The following is a 17,289-nucleotide window of genomic DNA, read 5'->3' as shown; positions in this document are numbered from 1 at the left end:
GGTCAGACCCCGTACGGGGTCTGACCCCTATGCAGATTTTCTAGCGCATGGGGCCTGACTCCCGAGCTTTTTTCATAGTCCCCATGCTATCCTAATCTGGTCTGATCATCAGGTTTTTCCCGGAGGTTTTATGGCTAAAACAAGCAAGCTGGATGCCAAAGCGGCAAAAATGAGCGACAAGGGCATGCCCATAGACATCGGTATCTCGGACAAGGATCGCGCGGCGGTTTCAGAAGAGCTGTCGAAGATGCTGGCGGATTCCTACACCTTGTATTTGATGACGCATAATTTTCACTGGAATGTCACCGGTCCGCTGTTCAACACCTTGCACGCCATGTTCATGACGCAGTACACCGAACAATGGCAGGCGCTCGACGGCATCGCCGAACGCATCCGCGCGCTGGGCCACTACGCCCCGGGCACCTATGCGGAGTACGCCAGGCTTTCCTCCATTTCCGAGACCTCATCGGTGCCGAACGCCGAGCAAATGATCCAGTTGCTGGTCAAGGGCAACGAAGCCGTTGCCAAGACGGCGCGCGCGGCCTTGAAGAAAGCCGACTCCGTCGATGACCAGCCCACGGTGGATCTTCTCACCCAGCGCCTGGACATCCACGAAAAGAACGCCTGGATGCTGCGCAGCCTGCTGCAATAAACCCTAGGGCCTTTTAGCGTTAACAGGCCCTAGCGTAAACCCTGAAAGCGGATCCCGGCCTCCGCGATTATTTCGGTGTATCCTTTCCTGGCTACTTTCAGGAGGCATCATGAAAATCCGCTTTACGCCCGTTGCGGCGGCCCTTGGTCTGGCCGCCGGTGTATTCATGTCGGCCGGCGCCATGGCCGACACCATCAAGATCGCCGTTGCAGGCCCTTTCACCGGCGCGCTGACGCAGTACGGCGCCATGGTGAAAGAAGGGGTCGACACCGCCATCGAGCAAATCAACGCCTCTGGCGGCGTGCTTGGCAAGCAGCTTGAAGCCGTCACCATCGACGACGGCTGCGAACCCAAGCAGGGTCCGGTCGTTGCCAACCGCGTCGTGAACGACAAGATCCATTACGTCGTCGGCCATGTCTGCTCCGGCGCCACCATTGCGGCCACCGACATCTACAACAACGAAGGCGTCCTCATGGTGACCCCTTCGGCCACCTCGCCCGCCGTGACCGACGGCAAGAACTACGACACGATCCTGCGCACCATCGGTCGCGACGACCAGCAGGGCCCGGCTGCCGCCAAGTTCATCATCGAGAAAATCAAGCCGCAGCAAGTCGCCATCCTGCACGACAAGCAATCGTACGGCCAGGGCATCGCCAGCTCGGTCAAGTCCGAACTCGAAAAAGCCGGCGTCAAGGTCGCTTTGTTCGAAGGCATCAATGCGGGCGACAGCGATTACTCCGCCGTCATCACCAAGCTCAAGAGCTCCGGCGCCGACTTCGTCTATTACGGCGGCTACCACCCCGAAATGGGCCTGTTGCTGCGCCAAGGCTCCGAACAAGGCCTGAAAACCAAGTTCATGGGCCCGGAAGGCGTTGGCAACCCGGACATCAACGCCATCGCCGGCGCCGCGGTCGAAGGCCTGCTGGTCACCTTGCCCGCCGACTTCACCCAGGACGCATCCAACGCCGCCATTGTCAAAGCGTTCAAGGACAAGAAACGCGATCCGGGCGGTGCCTTCCAGCTGACGGCATACTCCGCCACCAAGGCGATCGCGGACGGCATCAAGGGCGCCGGCAAGGACGACCCGGTCAAGGTGGCTGAATACCTGCACGCCAACAGCGTCGAAACCCCCATCGGCAAGATCTCCTGGAACAAGCAGGGCGACCTGAACGATTTCAAGTTCGACATCTTCAATTGGCATAAAGACGGTTCCAAGACCGTCTATAAGTAAGCAATCGAGGGGTCAGACCCCGCATGGGGTCTGACCCCCATGTGCCAAAAAATAAGGGGTCGGACCCCGTGCGGGGTCCGACCCCAGAGCAAAAAATAGGGGTCCGGCCCCTGCACCAAAAATAAAGGGTCGGACCCCAGAGCTTTGATGGTTGGGGTCAGACCCCATGCGGGGTCTGACCCCCGGATCCAGTTCCTTCGATGCGCTTCCCGGTTTCCGCGTCGAACCAGTGCAGGGCATGGGCGCCATCCCAGCCTACTTGCACTGTCTCGCCGATCTGCAAGGGATAGCTGCGGGTCAAGCCGACGGGGCAGCGCAGCACGATGGGCGTGTCCGCGTGTGTGCCGTGTATCAGTTGCTCCGAACCCAATACTTCCACCATTTCGATGTTGATGGGAATGCCGTCTGCGTGAAGCTTCATGTGTTCGGGACGCATTCCCATCACCACCTTGCGATTGGCGACTTCCGGAGGAACCAGCGAGGATTGGAAATGCAAGGGGATGTCGTTCTCGTCGTACACCTGGTGCTGCGCATCGACGCGGACCGGGATCAGATTCATGGGTGGCGAACCGATGAAGCCGGCGACGAACATCGACGCCGGCTTCTCGAATACCTCGATGGGCGTGCCAATTTGTTCGGGCACTCCCTTGTTCATGACGACCATGCGCTGCGCCAGGGTCATGGCTTCGACCTGATCGTGCGTCACGTAGAGACTGGTCGTTTTCAATCGGCGGTGCAGCTTCTGGATCTCCAGGCGCATCTGTACACGCAGTTTGGCATCGAGATTGGACAAGGGCTCGTCGAACAGAAACACCTTGGGATCGCGGACGATGGCCCGGCCCATGGCAACGCGCTGCCTTTGCCCGCCGGACAATTGCCGGGTCCTCCGGTCCAGCAAATGGGTCAGTTCGAGGATCTTGGCGGCGTCCTGTACGCGGCGCTGGATCTCTTCCTTGCTGAACTTGCGGATCTTCAGGCCATAAGCCATGTTGTCGAAGACGGACATGTGGGGGTACAGCGCGTAGTTCTGGAACACCATGGCGATGTCCCGTTCGGCAGGCTCCAGGCTGTTCACGACCTTGTCGCCGATCAGGATCTCGCCCTCGGTGATCGACTCCAGCCCCGCCACCATGCGCATCAGCGTGGATTTCCCGCAGCCCGAGGGGCCGACGATGACGATGAATTCGCCGTCTTCGACGTCCATGTCTATGCCGTGTATGACGGCGATGTTCCCCGGATAGGTTTTTTTAACGTTGCGAAAACTCAGTGTAGCCATGTGTGATTCCAAATTCGGGATTGAGCGCGCCGTCGGCGGCGGCTTATTTTTCCGAGTCGATCAGACCCTTCACAAACCATTTCTGCATGAAAATGACGACCAGCACCGGCGGAATCATCGCCAATAGCGCGGTAGCCATGACGAGGTTCCACTGGGTGACGCTGTCGCCACCGGAAATCATGCGCTTGATCCCGATGACGACGGGATACATGTTTTCCTGGGTGGTGATGATAAGAGGCCATAGATACTGGTTCCATCCGTAGATGAACTGGATGACGAACAGCGCGGCGATGCTGGTGCGCGAAAGCGGCAGCAGGACGTCCTTGAAGAAGCGCATGGGGCCGGCGCCGTCTATGCGGGCCGCTTCGACGAGTTCGTCGGGGACGGTGAGAAAGAACTGGCGGAACAGGAAGGTGGCGGTCGCGGAGGCGATCAGCGGCAGCGTCAGCCCGGCGTAGCTGTTCAGCATGCCCAGGTTGGACACCACTTCGTACGTGGGTGCGATGCGCACTTCGACGGGCAGCATCAGCGTGACGAATATCATCCAGAAGAACAGCATGCGGAAGCGGAATCGGAAGTAGACGACGGCAAATGCCGACAGCAGGGAAATCGCGATCTTGCCGATGGCGATCACCAGCGCCATGACGGTGCTGACCCACATCATGCGGCCTACGGCGGGCGCCGAGCCGGCCCCGCCGGTGAGAACCGCGAGGTAGTTGTCGATGAAATGGCTGCCGGGCAGCAGGGACATCGGCGCGCGGGCGACTTCCTGCGCGGTCTGCGTCGACGCGACGAAGGTCACGTACAAGGGGAAGGCGATTACCGCTACCCCCAGCAGCAATACGACATGGGTGACGATATCCAGGACGGGGCGGCGTTCAATCATGGGTCGGCTCGAATGCGCTAAGGCTTGTGGAAATGAAGTGCATCAGTAATTGACCTTGCGGTCTATGTAACGGAACTGCACGATGGTCAAGGCCACGACGATGATCATGAGTATGACCGATTGCGCCGCGGAGGAGCCGATGTCCAGCCCTTTGAATCCAGCGTTGTATACCTTGTAGACCAGAATCGAAGTGCTCGTTCCTGGACCACCCTGCGTAATGATGTCGATGATGGCAAAGGTATCGAAGAAAGCGTAGATGATGTTGATGACCAGCAAGAAGAAAGTGGTCGGCGACAGCAAGGGGAAGACGATGGTCCAGAAACGGCGTACCGGGCTGGCGCCGTCTATGGCCGCCGCTTCGATCAGCGAGCGCGGTATCGCCTGCAGGCCGGCCAGGAAAAACAGGAAGTTGTATGAAATCTGTTTCCAGACGGATGCCAGCACCACCAGTATCATGGCGTCGGTCGAATCGAGCCGGGGATTCCAGGCAATGCCGGCTTCCATCAGATAGACGGCCAATATGCCCACGGAGGGAGAAAACAGGAAAAGCCACAGAACGCCGGCAATTGCGGCCGCGACCGCGTACGGCCAGATCAGCAAGGTCTTGTAAATGGCCGCGCCCTTGACTACTCGGTCGGCCATGACGGCCAGCAAAAGCGAAATCGACAGACCCAGGACGGCCACCAGCACCGAAAACACGGCGGTCACCTTGAAGGAGTCGAGGTAATCCGAACTGGCCAGTAGCTCGGCATAGTTGGCCAGCCCGACGAACTCCGAAGACAGGCCGAAAGGATCTTCGAGACGGAAGGATTGCCACATGGCTTGTCCCGCCGGCAGGAAAAAGAAGATGACGGTAACCGCCAGCTGAGGCAGGACCAAGAGATAGGGCAGTACCTTATGGCTGAAAACGACGCGCTTTTCCATGTTCAGCGGTGCCTTGTCTTGAATGGATATTGGCGGAAAGAAGGACGGCTTGAAACTTCAAGGGGCGTCCGGGTACCCGGACGCCCCTTGCCGCCCTTGATTTTAATCCAAGGGAAAAGCTTCCCAAGGCTTATTTGGCGCTTTTCTCAAATCGCTCCAGCAGCTCGTTTCCGCGGCGCGTCATGTTCGCCAGTCCGGCTTCGGCGGTGACGGCGCCCGAGAAGATCTTCTCCATTTCTCCGTCTTCGATGTCGCGGATCTGCGGCAGAAAGCCCAGGCGAATGCCGCGAGAGTTCTCGGTGGTGGCGGCGTCCAGCTGCTTCACCGCGACAATGGTGCCCGGGTTCTTGTCATAGAAGCCGGACTTTTGCGTCAGCTCGTAGCCTTCCTTGGTCACCGGCACATAGCCGGTTTCCTGATGCCACTTCGCGGCCTTTTCGGGGCTGGAAATGAACTCGAAGAACTGGGTCACGCCCTTGTAGGTCTCGGGCGATTTCTTGGCAAAGACCCACAGCGATGCGCCGCCAATGATGGTGTTCTGCGGTGCGCCCTTCACGTCGGCGTGATAGGGTAAAGAAGAAATGCCCAGTTCGAAGTCGCCGGTCTTGAGGATGTTGGCGCGGCTGCCGCTCGAGCCGGTGAACATGCCGCACTTGCCGGAGGTGAACAGCGCGTTGGGCGCGTCCCCGCGGCCGCCGTAGGTGAAGGTGCCTTCCTTGGCCATCATGGCAAGATAGCCCAGATGCTTGACGAACACGGGGTCTTCGAGCTTGAGGCGGGCGTTCAATCCGCCAAATCCATTATCCTGGCTGGCATAGGGAACGTTGTGCCAGGCGGCGAAGGTTTCCAGCTGGATCCATGCCGGCCAGCCGGTGGTGAACCCGCATTCCATGCCCGCGGCGCGCAGCTTCTTGCCTGCTTCGTGGACTTCTTCCCAGGTCTTGGGCGGGTTGTCGACATCGAGGCCGGCCTTCTTGAAGGCGTCCTTGTTGTAATAGAAGACCGGCGTGGAGCTGTTGAAAGGCATGGAAACCAGCTTGCCGTCCGGCGATGAATAGTAGCCGGCAACCGCGCCGAGGAAGTCGGACGCCTTGATGGGGTCGCCGGCTTTCTCTGACATTTCCTGTACGGGCTGTACGGCGCCCTTGGCATACATCATCGTGGCGGTGCCGACCTCGAACACCTGCAGGATGTCGGGCGCATTGCCGGCGCGGAAGGCGGCGATGCCGGCGTTCATCGACTCGCCGTAGGCCCCCTTGTAGACCGCATTGACGACATAATCGGACTGGCTTTTGTTGAACTCGTCGACCAGCGCGTTGACGCGCTCTCCGAGCGCGCCTTCCATCGAATGCCAGAACGTGATGTCCGTGGCGGCGTGGGCCGTTCCGATGCCGGCGATCAGGCCCGCAAGTGACAGAGCAACTAACTTGGCTTGCATGTGTACTTCTCCTTGATGATTCCGTGCGGCGATAGCGGTAAACTTTCGCCGCCGGAAGTTTATGTCGCATTCATGACGCGGACATGACGGCGGCGGGAAACGCATGCCGATCCATGTGCAGCCGGCCTGCATGCAAATAATACGCCCGTCCTGTTGAAAATCGTACAATGAACCCCTATGACCAAAGAACTCACCATTGCATTCATCGGCGGCGGAAACATGGCCACCGCGCTGGCCGCCGGCCTGATCGGCAAGCGTTGCGGCGCGCATGATGTCCACGTCATCGACAAGAACTCCGCGGTCCTCGACCGCTGGGCGCAACAAGGTGTGTCGGTCGCCCAGGCGCCCGACGCCACGCTGGCCAGCCGCCGGGTCTGGATTCTCGCCGTCAAGCCGCAATTCCTGAAAGACGTCGTCGAATCATGCCGGCCGTTTCTTGCCGACGATACGCTGATCATCAGCGTGGCGGCGGGCATATCGGCCCAGGTCATCGGCGCCTGGCTGGCCAGCGACGGCAGGCCGTTCACCAGGGTGATACGCTGCATGCCCAACACGCCGGCCCTCATCGGGTCGGGGGCCAGCGGGCTCATGGCGCTCGAAGGCGTTACACAGGATGACCGCACGGTTGCCCAGCATATGCTGGGCGCGGTGGGCGAAGTCGTCTGGGTCCAGGACGACGCGCAAATTGATGCCGTCACCGCCTTGTCCGGCAGCGGCCCGGCCTACGTGTTTCTTTTTCTCGAAGCGCTCATTCAGGGCGCCGTGCGCCAGGGCCTGACCGACGACCAGGCGCGCACGCTTGCCCTGGCGACGCTAAATGGCGCGACCCAGCTGGCCGCGCTCTCGCACGAAAGCCTGGCCGTCTTGCGCGAACGCGTTACGTCCAAGGGGGGCACGACCGCCGCGGCGCTCCAGGTGCTGAACGACCGGGATTTCCCCGCCATCGTGCAGCAAGCCATGGACGCCGCACGGGACCGCGCTGCCGAGCTCTCGAAAGAGTTCTCCTGACGCAGGGCGATAAGGGCTTATCCGTAGTGACAGCCATCGGGTGAATCGTCAGAATACGCTAGCCGTTTCAGGCCGAGCTAATAACATGGCTTGCCGCATATTTCACGAGCCCTCCCACCAGGAAGGCTCTGAACGGCAAGCCCAACCGGAGATTCCCAGGCATGAAGTCCTTCAAACGCGTAACACCCCTGGTCATGGCATTGGGCGCCCTGGCCATCGCAGGTAGCGCCTATGCAGCCGACACCATCAAAATCGGCATTCCCCAACCCATGACGGGCCCCGCCACGCAGTATGGCGACCAGATCCAGGCAGGCGCGCTTACCGCTATCGAGGCCATCAACGAGGCCGGCGGCGTCAAGGGCAAGAAACTCGAACCCCTGCTGATCGACGACGGCTGCGAACCAAAACAGGCGGTCCCCGCCGCCAACCGGGTCATCAATTCGGGCGCCAAGTTCGCCGTGGCTCACGCATGCTCGGGCACCACGGTCCCGGCGGTGAATGTCTACGAACAGGAAGGTATCGTCGCCATCACTCCGGGTGCGACCTCTCCCCTGGTCACCGATACCATCAAGCCGCATTATTTCTTCCGCACCATCGGGCGCGACGACCAGCAAGGCCCGTTCGCCGCCGATTACATCACCAAGCAGCTGAAGCCCAAGTCGGTCGCCATCCTGCACGACAAGCAAACCTACGGCTCGGGTGTCGCCACCCAGGTGCGCGACAATCTCACCAAGAGCGGCGGCAACGTCACGCTGTTCGAAGGCATCAACGTGGGTGACAGCGACTATTCCGCCGTCATCACCAAGCTCAAGTCGCTCAATCCCGATCTGATCTATTTCGGCGGCTACCACGCCGAACTCGGTCTGCTGCTGCGCCAGGCGCGCGAGCAAGGTCTGACTACCCAGTTCATGGGTCCCGAAGGCGTCGCCAACAAGGATCTCGTGGCCATCGCAGGTCCGGCGGTCAAAGGCCTGCTGGTTACCTTGCCATCCGACTTCACCAAGCTGCCCGGCAACGAGAAAGTGCTCGAGCACTTCAAGAAGTACAAGCGCAGCCCCGACGGCGCCTTCACTCTGACCGCCTATGCGGCCGTGCAGATCCTTGTGGACAGCATCAATGCCGTGGGCGCCGACCCGGCCAAAGTGGCTGACTACATGCACAGCAACACTTTCAACACCGCCATCGGCAAGGTCGAATACGACGCGAAGGGCGACCTGAAGGAGTTCGAGTTCGCCGTCTTCAAATGGGACGACGCGGGCAATCTGGAGCAGCTGAAACTGTAAGCGCTGCTTCGCCAGCTCCAGCCTCATCCAGGCTGGAGCGTTTCTTTTGCCGGTCTGCCCCAACTCACCCGCGAGGCCGATTCACCGGAATACGTGGTTCTTATGTCTGATCTCATACCCCAACTTACACAGCAGCTGTTCAATGGTCTGTCGCTGGGCGCCATTTACGCGCTCATTGCCATTGGCTACACAATGGTCTACGGCATCATCGGCATGATCAACTTCGCCCACGGCGAGATCTACATGATCGGCGCCTATGTCGGCCTGGTCACCTTGTCGGCCATCGGCGTCAACAGCGGGTTGCCCGTCCCCGTCATCATTCTCGTCATGCTGATCATCGCGGTTCTCGTCACCGGCGTATACGGATTCGCCATCGAGAAGGTCGCATATGCGCCGCTGCGCGGGGGGCCGCGCCTCGTCCCGCTCATTTCCGCCATCGGCATGTCCATTTTCCTGCAGAACTGGGTGGCCATCGGGCAGGGCGCCCGCGACATGGCCGTGCCGGCGCTCGTCACGGGCTCGGTCCAGTTCCAGCTCGGTTCCGATTTCGTCATCACGGCGCCTTACTCCCGCATCATGATCATCGTCGTCACGGTGCTGCTGATGATCGCGCTGTCGCTGTTCATCAAGTATTCGCGCATGGGCCGCGCTTCGCGGGCGTGCTCGCAAGACCTGCGCATGGCCAACCTGCTTGGCATAGACACCAATCGCATCATCTCCTTTACCTTCATCATCGGGGCCATGCTCGCGGCGGTGGGCGGCGTGCTCATTGCGCTGGCCATCGGCAAACTCAATCCCTTCATCGGCTTCATCGCCGGCATCAAGGCTTTCACGGCGGCGGTGCTGGGCGGCATCGGCAGCATACCCGGCGCCATGCTGGGCGGTGTGCTGCTGGGCCTGGCAGAGACTTTCGCGGCGGCGTACATCTCGTCCCAATACAAGGACATCGTTGCGTTCGGCCTGCTGGTCTTCATACTGCTGTTCCGGCCTACCGGCTTGCTGGGCAAACCCGAAGTGGAAAAAGTGTAATGAGCAACAATATCAAGAATGCCTTGATCGCGGCCTTCATGGCCGGCGTGATCATCGCGCCCATTTTCGGCCTGCAGATCGTCCGGAGCGGCATGCAGACCCATCTGGATCCCGAATGGGACATGGTCCTGTTCGGCATGGCCATCGTCTTCGTGTTCCAGATGATCCGGCCTTTGTTCAGCCGCGTATTGAAAAGAGGCGAAAAAAAGCGCGCAATGCCAGTGCTGCCCGACTCGGTCCGCCGCGGGCTCGTCTTCCTTCTGATCGCATTCGCCTTGATCTGGCCCTTTTTCACCGGACGCGCCCAGGTGGACATCGCCACGCTGGTGCTGATCTACGTCATGCTGGGCCTGGGCCTGAACATCGTCGTCGGCTTTGCCGGCCTACTTGACCTTGGTTTCGTAGGATTCTACGCAGTGGGGGCCTATACCTACGCCTTGCTGTATCACTGGGCGGGCTGGGGCTTCTGGGAGGCATTGCCGTTCGCGGGCGCCATGTCGGCCCTGTTCGGCTTCCTGCTCGGTTTTCCCGTTCTGCGCCTGCGGGGCGACTACCTCGCCATCGTCACGCTCGGTTTCGGCGAAATCATCCGGCTGCTGCTGATCAACCTGTATACCCTCACGGGCGGACCCGACGGCATTTCTGGGATACCGAAGCCCACCGTGTTCGGTTTTCCCATGGCGCGGCGTGCGCCGGAAGGCGTGACGACCTTTCATGAGCTCGTCGGCTGGAACTTTGACAACCAGGATGTGGTCATCTATCTTTACCTCATGGCCTTGTGCCTTGCGCTGGTCACGCTCTTCGTATCCAACCGCGTGATACGCATGCCCATCGGCCGCGCCTGGGAAGCGCTGCGCGAAGATGAAATCGCCTGCCGCTCCCTGGGGCTGAACCCCACGCGCATCAAGCTGTCCGCTTTCACCATGGGCGCGATGTTCGCCGGTTTCGGCGGGGCGTTTTTCGCCGCTCGGCAAGGCCTGGTCAATCCCGAATCCTTCACCTTCATGGAGTCGGCGCTGATCCTGGCCATCGTGGTTCTGGGCGGCATGGGCTCCCAGGTGGGCGTGATCCTGGCCGCCATCGTGCTGACCGTGGTGCCCGAAATCGCGCGCGAATTCGCGGAATACCGCATGTTGATATTTGGTCTGGTGATGGTATTGATGATGATGTGGCGTCCGCAAGGCTTGCTGCCGGTCAAGCGTCCTCAAGTGGAGCTGAAGGCATGAGCGAAACATTATTGAAGGTGTCGGGCCTCACCATGAGGTTCGGCGGGCTGCTGGCCGTGGACCAAGTGGAATTCGAGGTCAAGAAAGACGAAGTCTTCGCCATCATCGGCCCCAACGGAGCCGGGAAAACCACGGTTTTCAACTGCGTCGGCGGCTTCTACAAGCCCACGACCGGCAGCATCCTGATGGACGGCAAGCAGATCGACGGCATGCCCAGCCATAAGGTGGCGCAGCATGGCCTGGTCCGCACATTCCAGAACGTACGCCTGTTCAAAAACCTGACCGTGCTCGAAAACCTGCTGGTCGCCCAGCACACGCATATCGAAACCAGCTTGATCAAGGGCCTGTTCAAGGTGCCGTCCTACCGCAAGTCGGAACAGGATGCGCTCAAGAGCGCGGCCGAATGGCTTGATTTCATGGGTATCCGCCAGTTCGCCAACCGCGAAGCCGGCAACCTTGCCTATGGGCACCAGCGCCGCCTGGAAATCGCGCGTTGCATGATCACCCGTCCGCGCCTGCTGATGCTGGACGAACCGGCCGCCGGCCTCAACCCTCAGGAAAAGCGCGACCTGCAGCAATTGATCGATCAATTGCGCAAGGAATTTGGCGTTGCGGTATTGCTGATCGAGCACGACATGAGCCTCGTCATGGGCGTATCCGATCGCATCCTGGTCATGGAGCACGGCAAGCCCATCACGACGGGCCTGCCCGCCGACGTACGTTCCGACCCTCGTGTCATCAAAGCTTATCTGGGGGAGGAATAAAAGTGCTGAAGCTTCAGAACGTACACACGCACTATGGCGCAATCCAGGCGCTCGACGATGTTTCCGTAGAGGTCAACCAAGGCGAAATCGTCACCCTGATCGGGGCGAACGGCGCGGGCAAGACCACGCTGCTCATGACGGTCTGCGGCTCGCCGCGGGCGAGCAGCGGAACCATCACTTTCCTGGGCGAGGACATCACGCGCTGCGATACGCACACCATCATGCGGCGCGGCATCGCAATCTCGCCGGAGGGCAGGCGGGTATTTCCCGATCTCACCGTGTCGGAGAATCTCAAGATGGGCGGGTTCTTCCTCAACTCGCGCGAGATCGACGAAGGCCTGCAACATGTCTACGAGTTGTTCCCGCGCCTGAAGGAAAGGGCGAGCCAGCGCGCGGGCACGATGTCCGGCGGCGAGCAGCAGATGCTGGCCATCGGGCGGGCGCTCATGACGCGGCCGCAGTTGCTGCTGCTGGATGAACCCACGCTGGGTCTCGCGCCGCTGATCATCGCCCAGATCTTCGACATCATCCGGACCATCCGCGAGGAAGGCGTCACCGTGTTCTTGGTGGAGCAAAACGCCAACAAGGCCTTGCAGGTCGCGGACCGCGGCTACGTCCTGGAAACCGGCAAGGTCGTGCTGGCGGACACGGGCGCCAACCTGCTGGTGAACGACCAGGTGCGCAAGGCTTATCTGGGCGCTTGAGCGATGGCTTGAAGGGGTCAGACCCCGTACGGGGTCTGACCCCAGGTCAATGCGCTCTGCATGGGGTCAGACCCCATTCGGGGTCTGACCCCCTGTTCACTACAGGCCTTGTTCCTTCAACGACTTCTGCACGGCCGGGTCGGCTTCCATGCGGGCATAAAACGCTTCCAGGTTCTTCAGCCCGCTGAGGTCCACGTCCTTCGCCTTGGCCCAGCGCATGACGGTATACAAATAGGGATCGACAATCGAACGGGCGCCCGCAACCCATTCCTTGCCTTCCAGCTGTCGGTCGACGATGGTGAAGATGTTGCGCAGCTTCGCGGCGGTTTTCTCGGCCAGTTCCTGTTGTCCTTCCGGCGTGCTGATTAGGCCGGCGACTCCGAACAGGTTCCCGAACGTGCGGTGGATGTCGGCGTTGACCAGGCCCAGCCAGCGGCGGACTTCCGCCCGGCCTTGAGCCGTGTCGGGCAGCAGGCCTGCCTCGGGACGGGTTTCCGCCACGTATTCCAGAATGGCTGCGCTCTGAGTGAGCGTCAGGTCGCCATCCACCAGCACGGGTACGGCGCCCATGGGATTCATGGCAAGAAATGCCGGTTGCTTGATTTCCTCACGGCTGACGGCTTGCAGCTCGTAGGGTATGTTCGCCCAATTCAGGGCGATATGCGTTGCCAGGGGGCAGGCGCCGGGAAGGTAATACAGTTTCATCATGTGTTTTCTCCATCAGGCTTGTGGTAGATGCTGTGCCAAAAAGCGCTCCATGCGCTCATAAAACTCGAATTTGTTTTCATCGTTGTGAAAACCGTGGCCTTCGTTGTCCTTGACCATGTATTCGACCTCGACACCGCGGTCGCGCAGCGCTTTCACCATTTGATCGCTTTCGTCCTTGTTGACCCTGGGATCGTGCGCGCCTTGGGCAATGAACAGCGGTGTCTTGATGCGGTCGGCGTTCAGGGCGGGCGACGTGGCCTCGAGGCGTGTGCGGTCGGTGTCGGGGTCGCCCACCATGCTGTGCATCTTGACCAGCATGGGCTTCCAGTACGGCGGAATGGTATTCATGAAGGTGAGCAGGTTCGATACGCCAACGTAGTCGACCGCGGCGGCGTACAGGTCGGGGGTATAAGTGATGCCCGCCAGCGTGGCGTATCCGCCGTAGCTGCCTCCGTAGATCGCAATGCGGTCGGGATCGGCGATGCCTTCTTCGATCAGCCATTGGACGCCGTCGGTGATGTCGTCCTGCATGCGCAGGCCCCATTGGCCGAAGCTGGCCTCCCAGAATTTCCGGCCGTAGCCCGTGGATCCGCGAAAGTTCATCTGCAGCACGCAGTATCCCCGATTGGCGAGAAACTGCGCTTCGGGATTGAATCCCCAGCTATCGCGCGCCCATGGGCCGCCATGCGGATTGACGATGCAGGGCAGGCCGGTGGCGGGTTTGCCCAAGGGAAGAGTGAGGTATCCGTGTATGGTCAAGCCGTCTCGCGAGACGTACTGGATGGGCCGTACCGGTGCCATCGCGTCTTCAGGAAGATAGGGATTGATGTCGGCCAGTTTGTCCAGCGTGTCACGTACCGCATCGTACAGGTAGCGGCTGCCCGGGCTGCGGTCATTGTAGGTGGCCACGATGAATTTGTTCTCATCGCGCGTACCGCTTTGGAAGGCGATCTCGTAGCCCGGCAGCTTTTCTGAAACTTGCGCATGTCGCTGTGCGCTGAGCTCGTCGAAGAAATGGTATTTGGGCTTGTCGGTCTGGTAGGCCACGACGGTCAAGACCTGTCGCAACCTGGAGTATCCCGCTGCGTCCAGGTCATGGTCGGCCACTTCGTAGACGAGTTGTTCGTCTTCCGGGTTCTCCGGATCGATGACAACCAGCGCCAGGCAGTCCCGGTTGCGGTTGCTCAGCGCATACAGGCGCTGATCGTCGAAAGTAAAGAACTGGGGGCTGACGACAGTGCGGAAATCGGTGCTGATCAGCGGGCGGAAGTCGTCCGACTCGTTCTCGCGATACAGCAGCTTGGTGTGCAGGCCGTCGCTGGCGATTCCGATCCTTACCCGCCCCTGGTGGTCGGTCTGCCATCCCACGATATTGCCCGGATTTTCCGCGACGAGCGTCAGTTCGCCGCTGCGGATATTGGCGCGATAGACGTCGAAGATCTCGGGATTGCGCCCGTTATGGCTGATCAGCAGATGGTCGGGGTCGTCCGGCAGATCGTCCTGAATGTCGGCCCGTACGCCAGGGAAAGGAGTGAGATCGGTGATCTTGCCGCTGACGGCGTCGACGGCCAGCACATGGAAGTTTTCGTCGCCGTTGAAGTCCTTTTCGTAGATGACGGTGTCCGAGCCTTTCCAGAAGTATTGGGCGATGTCGCGGTCGACTTCGGCGGTGAGGCGCCGAGGCTTGCCCACGGGTGCGCTGCCATCAAGGGACTGGACGAATACGTTCATGCGGGCCGGCCGGCCGTCGATGGCCGCCGGTTCCATATAACCCAGCAATGCCCCGTCGTCGGATAGGCGAAAGAACCCGCGATCGGGATTGCGGAAGAAGTCCTGGACCGGGAATTTTTCTGGCTGCATGCAATGTAATCCTGTATAACCTGTGTGCTCGGCAATCCCATTACTATATCGGATTTGATTCTCCCCCCAACCGGACCTCAGAAGGAAAAGCATATGGCCGCGCAAGTACTGCAAGTCGTCTTCCTCGATCGCGATACCATTTCGCCGGAAACGGTCTTGCGCAACCCCTCGTTTCCGCATGAACTCAAGGTATACGCGCGTACCCGTCCCGAGGAAGTGGCCGAGCGCATTGCAGGGGCCGACATCGTCATCGTCAACAAGGTGCCCGTCAGGCGGGAAGCCATCGAACAGGCCCAGCGGCTGAAGATGGTTGCCGTGGCGGCGACCGGCACCGACAACGTGGACCTGGAAGCCTGCGAACGCAAGGGCGTGGTGGTGTCCAACATACGTCGCTACGCCGTCAACACGGTGCCCGAGCACACTTTTGCCCTTATTTTTGCGTTGCGGCGCAGCATCGTCGCCTACCGCGAGTCGGTCAAGGCGGGCCGGTGGCAAGAGGCGCAGCAGTTCTGTTATTTCGACTATCCCATCAAGGACCTTGCCGGTTCCACGCTCGGCATCATCGGCGAAGGCGTGCTTGGGCAGTCGGTCGCGGCCATCGGCAGGGCGCTGGGCATGCGGGTATTGTTCGCGGGACGCAAGGGTGCGGAGCGTCCGGGGAGCTTGTACACACCCTTCGAGCAATTGCTCGCGGAAAGCGACGTCATCACCTTGCATTGCCCGCTGAATGCCCAGACGCGCGATCTGATCGGTGACGCGGAATTCCGGCTCATGACGCGCAAGCCGCTGTTGATCAACACCGCACGCGGCGGGCTGGTCAATGACGAGGCCCTGGTCCGCGCCATGCGTGCGGGCGTATTGGGCGGGGCGGGGTTCGACGTCGCAACGCCCGAGCCGCCGCCTGCCGACCACCCCCTGATGCAGCTTCTCGATCTGCCCAATTTCATCCTGACTCCGCATGTCGCGTGGGCGAGCCAGGAAGCCATCCAGGGGTTGGCGGATCAACTGATCGACAACATCGATGCTTTCCAGGCCGGAGAGCCGCGCAACGTCGTCAAGCCGGCGGCGCGTGCCGCCTGACTCTCAACCACGCGGCGCAGTAGTCGTGCCGGCATCATCTTTTTCATATCAGGTTGCCATTCATGCGAGTTGTGATAGCTCCGGACTCATTCAAGGAAAGCCTTAGTGCCACGGGGGTTGCCGCGGCCATTGCCGACGGCGTGCGCGATGCGGCGCCCCGCGCGGATATCGTGTGCGTGCCCATGGCGGACGGCGGCGAAGGTTCGCTCGACGCTGTGCTGGCGGCGACGGGCGGCGAACGGCGAGAACTCAAGGTCCGAAACGCCAACGGCGAGCCCACGCAGGCGAGCTGGGCGTGGCTGGGCCAGGGCAAGGCGTTCATCGAGATGGCATCCGCCGCGGGCCTGGAGCAGATCTCCCCTGCGGAACGCAAGCCGCTCCACGCCGGCACCTACGGCGTCGGCCAGTTGATCTCCAATGCACTCGACGGCGGCGCTCGCCACATTGTCATCGGCCTGGGCGGCAGTGCGACCAACGATGCCGGAGCCGGCCTGCTGCAGGCCCTGGGCGTCCGGCTGCTGGATGCCGAAGGCAACGAGCTCCCACCCGGCGGCGCGGCGCTCGCCTCGCTGGACCGCCTTTGCTTGCGGCATGTCGATCCCCGCTTGCAAGAGGCGGTATTCGAGCTGGCCGTCGACGTGGACAATCCTTTGTGCGGACGGCGCGGCGCATCCGCGATCTTCGGGCCGCAGAAAGGCGCGAGTCCGCAAGATGTCGCAGTGCTGGATGCGGCCATCGCGCGCTTTGCCGACGTGTGCGCGCATCAATTCGGCCGCGACGAGCGCGATACGCCGGGCATGGGTGCCGCCGGGGGGCTGGGCTTTGCCGTCAAGGCATGCTTCACCGCGAGCTTCCGGCCGGGTGTAGAGCTGGTGGCCGAGCTGTCGGGCCTTGAGGCGGCGCTCAAGGGTGCGGAGCTGGTGTTTACCGGGGAAGGCCGCATGGACGCCCAGACTTTGCTGGGCAAGACGCCCGCAGGCGTTGCCCGCTACGCGAAGAAAGAGAACATACCCGTTTTCGCGCTGGCGGGCTCGCTGGGCGACGGATACGAGCGGCTCTACCAGGCGGGCATCACCGCGGCTTTCAGCATTGCCCCCGGGCCCGTGACCCTGGACGATGCATGCAGGAATGCCGGGCCCTTCCTGCGTCAGAGGGCGGGCGACTGCATGCGCGCATGGCTGGCGGGGCGCGCCGGCCGTCCGGATCAGGCTTCCCATTGA

Annotated in this window: 16 protein-coding genes; 10 read left to right on the top strand and 6 right to left on the bottom strand. The window is 61.1% G+C overall.

Annotation, left to right across the window (positions count from 1 at the left end; genetic code table 11):
* Positions 1–130: 130 nt before the first annotated feature.
* Together ACSBPU_RS11245 and ACSBPU_RS11240 are read left to right on the top strand one after the other, a co-directional pair.
* Positions 131–652 (top strand): Dps family protein, encoded by a 522-nt coding sequence (locus tag ACSBPU_RS11245; protein WP_442598188.1) that lies wholly within the window; start codon positions 131–133, stop codon positions 650–652.
* Positions 653–761: 109 nt separating this feature from the next.
* Positions 762–1,883 (top strand): branched-chain amino acid ABC transporter substrate-binding protein, encoded by a 1,122-nt coding sequence (locus tag ACSBPU_RS11240; RefSeq protein ID WP_442598186.1) that lies wholly within the window; start codon positions 762–764, stop codon positions 1,881–1,883.
* 157 nt (positions 1,884–2,040) lie between these two features.
* Here ACSBPU_RS11240 and ACSBPU_RS11235 read toward each other — a convergent pair whose 3' ends face one another.
* The 4 genes from ACSBPU_RS11235 to ugpB all read right to left on the bottom strand — a co-directional run bounded on the left by ACSBPU_RS11235 (position 2,041) and on the right by ugpB (position 6,407).
* Positions 2,041–3,159 (bottom strand): sn-glycerol-3-phosphate import ATP-binding protein UgpC, encoded by a 1,119-nt coding sequence (locus ACSBPU_RS11235; RefSeq protein ID WP_442598184.1) that lies wholly within the window; start codon positions 3,157–3,159, stop codon positions 2,041–2,043.
* A 43-nt stretch (positions 3,160–3,202) separates the two neighbouring features.
* Positions 3,203–4,045 carry a sn-glycerol-3-phosphate ABC transporter permease UgpE gene (gene ugpE / locus ACSBPU_RS11230; RefSeq protein ID WP_442598182.1) on the bottom strand — a complete coding sequence of 281 codons (843 nt, stop codon included), beginning with the start codon at positions 4,043–4,045 and terminating at the stop codon, positions 3,203–3,205.
* Between the two features lie 42 nt (positions 4,046–4,087).
* A complete protein-coding gene (gene ugpA / locus ACSBPU_RS11225; RefSeq protein ID WP_442598180.1) occupies positions 4,088–4,969 on the bottom strand; it encodes a sn-glycerol-3-phosphate ABC transporter permease UgpA in 882 nt (293 codons plus the stop codon).
* Between the two features lie 130 nt (positions 4,970–5,099).
* Positions 5,100–6,407, bottom strand: coding sequence for a sn-glycerol-3-phosphate ABC transporter substrate-binding protein UgpB (gene ugpB, locus ACSBPU_RS11220; protein ID WP_442598178.1), 1,308 nt, complete (start codon positions 6,405–6,407; stop codon positions 5,100–5,102).
* A gap of 177 nt (positions 6,408–6,584) precedes the next feature.
* Between ugpB and proC the strand changes: the two genes are divergently transcribed.
* From proC to ACSBPU_RS11190, 6 genes are all read left to right on the top strand, one after another.
* Positions 6,585–7,415 carry a pyrroline-5-carboxylate reductase gene (gene proC / locus ACSBPU_RS11215; protein WP_442598176.1) on the top strand — a complete coding sequence of 277 codons (831 nt, stop codon included), beginning with the start codon at positions 6,585–6,587 and terminating at the stop codon, positions 7,413–7,415.
* Between the two features lie 161 nt (positions 7,416–7,576).
* Complete coding sequence (locus ACSBPU_RS11210; protein ID WP_442598174.1) at positions 7,577–8,698, top strand: high-affinity branched-chain amino acid ABC transporter substrate-binding protein; 1,122 nt, start codon at positions 7,577–7,579, stop codon at positions 8,696–8,698.
* A gap of 102 nt (positions 8,699–8,800) precedes the next feature.
* Positions 8,801–9,727, top strand: a complete 927-nt coding sequence (livH, locus tag ACSBPU_RS11205; protein ID WP_442598172.1) for a high-affinity branched-chain amino acid ABC transporter permease LivH — start codon at positions 8,801–8,803, stop codon at positions 9,725–9,727.
* The gene (locus tag ACSBPU_RS11200; protein ID WP_180070994.1) at positions 9,727–10,953 is read left to right on the top strand and encodes a high-affinity branched-chain amino acid ABC transporter permease LivM; all 1,227 of its coding nucleotides are present in this window, start codon (positions 9,727–9,729) and stop codon (positions 10,951–10,953) included. The genes livH and ACSBPU_RS11200 overlap by 1 nt, the downstream gene beginning before the upstream one ends.
* On the top strand, positions 10,950–11,717 hold the full coding sequence (gene livG, locus ACSBPU_RS11195; RefSeq protein WP_180070993.1) for a high-affinity branched-chain amino acid ABC transporter ATP-binding protein LivG: 768 nt from the start codon (positions 10,950–10,952) through the stop codon (positions 11,715–11,717). Before ACSBPU_RS11200 ends, livG begins: the two co-directional genes overlap by 4 nt.
* A 2-nt stretch (positions 11,718–11,719) precedes the next feature.
* On the top strand, positions 11,720–12,421 hold the full coding sequence (locus tag ACSBPU_RS11190; RefSeq protein ID WP_442598169.1) for an ABC transporter ATP-binding protein: 702 nt from the start codon (positions 11,720–11,722) through the stop codon (positions 12,419–12,421).
* A gap of 99 nt (positions 12,422–12,520) precedes the next feature.
* On the opposite strand, the gene ACSBPU_RS11185 is transcribed toward ACSBPU_RS11190, so the two are convergent.
* Together ACSBPU_RS11185 and ACSBPU_RS11180 are read right to left on the bottom strand one after the other, a co-directional pair.
* Complete coding sequence (locus ACSBPU_RS11185) at positions 12,521–13,126, bottom strand: glutathione S-transferase family protein (RefSeq protein ID WP_442598305.1); 606 nt, start codon at positions 13,124–13,126, stop codon at positions 12,521–12,523.
* A 15-nt stretch (positions 13,127–13,141) separates the two neighbouring features.
* The gene (locus ACSBPU_RS11180; protein ID WP_442598167.1) at positions 13,142–14,989 is read right to left on the bottom strand and encodes an alpha/beta hydrolase family protein; all 1,848 of its coding nucleotides are present in this window, start codon (positions 14,987–14,989) and stop codon (positions 13,142–13,144) included.
* Positions 14,990–15,082: 93 nt separating this feature from the next.
* Here ACSBPU_RS11180 and ACSBPU_RS11175 point away from each other — a divergent pair, with 93 nt between their 5' ends.
* Both ACSBPU_RS11175 and ACSBPU_RS11170 read left to right on the top strand, forming a co-directional pair.
* Positions 15,083–16,069 carry a D-2-hydroxyacid dehydrogenase gene (locus ACSBPU_RS11175; RefSeq protein WP_442598165.1) on the top strand — a complete coding sequence of 329 codons (987 nt, stop codon included), beginning with the start codon at positions 15,083–15,085 and terminating at the stop codon, positions 16,067–16,069.
* A 62-nt stretch (positions 16,070–16,131) separates the two neighbouring features.
* Positions 16,132–17,289, top strand: a complete 1,158-nt coding sequence (locus ACSBPU_RS11170; RefSeq protein WP_442598163.1) for a glycerate kinase — start codon at positions 16,132–16,134, stop codon at positions 17,287–17,289.

The sequence above is a fragment of the Parapusillimonas sp. JC17 genome (assembly GCF_052180245.1).
In the GTDB taxonomy this organism is placed as follows: Bacteria; Pseudomonadota; Gammaproteobacteria; order Burkholderiales; family Burkholderiaceae_B; genus Parapusillimonas.
Note: the sequence above shows the minus strand (reverse complement) of the source record. Positions and strands in the feature narration are given on the sequence as shown.

Bases quoted from the DNA above. Each gene is read 5' to 3' on its own strand.
- ACSBPU_RS11245 (WP_442598188.1), top strand. From the start codon at position 131: ATGGCTAAAACAAGCAAGCTGGATGCCAAAGCGGCAAAAATGAGCGAC.
- ACSBPU_RS11240 (WP_442598186.1), top strand. From the start codon at position 762: ATGAAAATCCGCTTTACGCCCGTTGCGGCGGCCCTTGGTCTGGCCGCC.
- ACSBPU_RS11235 (WP_442598184.1), bottom strand. From the start codon at position 3,159: ATGGCTACACTGAGTTTTCGCAACGTTAAAAAAACCTATCCGGGGAAC.
- ugpE (WP_442598182.1), bottom strand. From the start codon at position 4,045: ATGATTGAACGCCGCCCCGTCCTGGATATCGTCACCCATGTCGTATTG.
- ugpA (WP_442598180.1), bottom strand. From the start codon at position 4,969: ATGGAAAAGCGCGTCGTTTTCAGCCATAAGGTACTGCCCTATCTCTTG.
- ugpB (WP_442598178.1), bottom strand. From the start codon at position 6,407: ATGCAAGCCAAGTTAGTTGCTCTGTCACTTGCGGGCCTGATCGCCGGC.
- proC (WP_442598176.1), top strand. From the start codon at position 6,585: ATGACCAAAGAACTCACCATTGCATTCATCGGCGGCGGAAACATGGCC.
- ACSBPU_RS11210 (WP_442598174.1), top strand. From the start codon at position 7,577: ATGAAGTCCTTCAAACGCGTAACACCCCTGGTCATGGCATTGGGCGCC.
- livH (WP_442598172.1), top strand. From the start codon at position 8,801: ATGTCTGATCTCATACCCCAACTTACACAGCAGCTGTTCAATGGTCTG.
- ACSBPU_RS11200 (WP_180070994.1), top strand. From the start codon at position 9,727: ATGAGCAACAATATCAAGAATGCCTTGATCGCGGCCTTCATGGCCGGC.
- livG (WP_180070993.1), top strand. From the start codon at position 10,950: ATGAGCGAAACATTATTGAAGGTGTCGGGCCTCACCATGAGGTTCGGC.
- ACSBPU_RS11185 (WP_442598305.1), bottom strand. From the start codon at position 13,126: ATGAAACTGTATTACCTTCCCGGCGCCTGCCCCCTGGCAACGCATATC.
- ACSBPU_RS11180 (WP_442598167.1), bottom strand. From the start codon at position 14,989: ATGCAGCCAGAAAAATTCCCGGTCCAGGACTTCTTCCGCAATCCCGAT.
- ACSBPU_RS11175 (WP_442598165.1), top strand. From the start codon at position 15,083: ATGGCCGCGCAAGTACTGCAAGTCGTCTTCCTCGATCGCGATACCATT.
- ACSBPU_RS11170 (WP_442598163.1), top strand. From the start codon at position 16,132: ATGCGAGTTGTGATAGCTCCGGACTCATTCAAGGAAAGCCTTAGTGCC.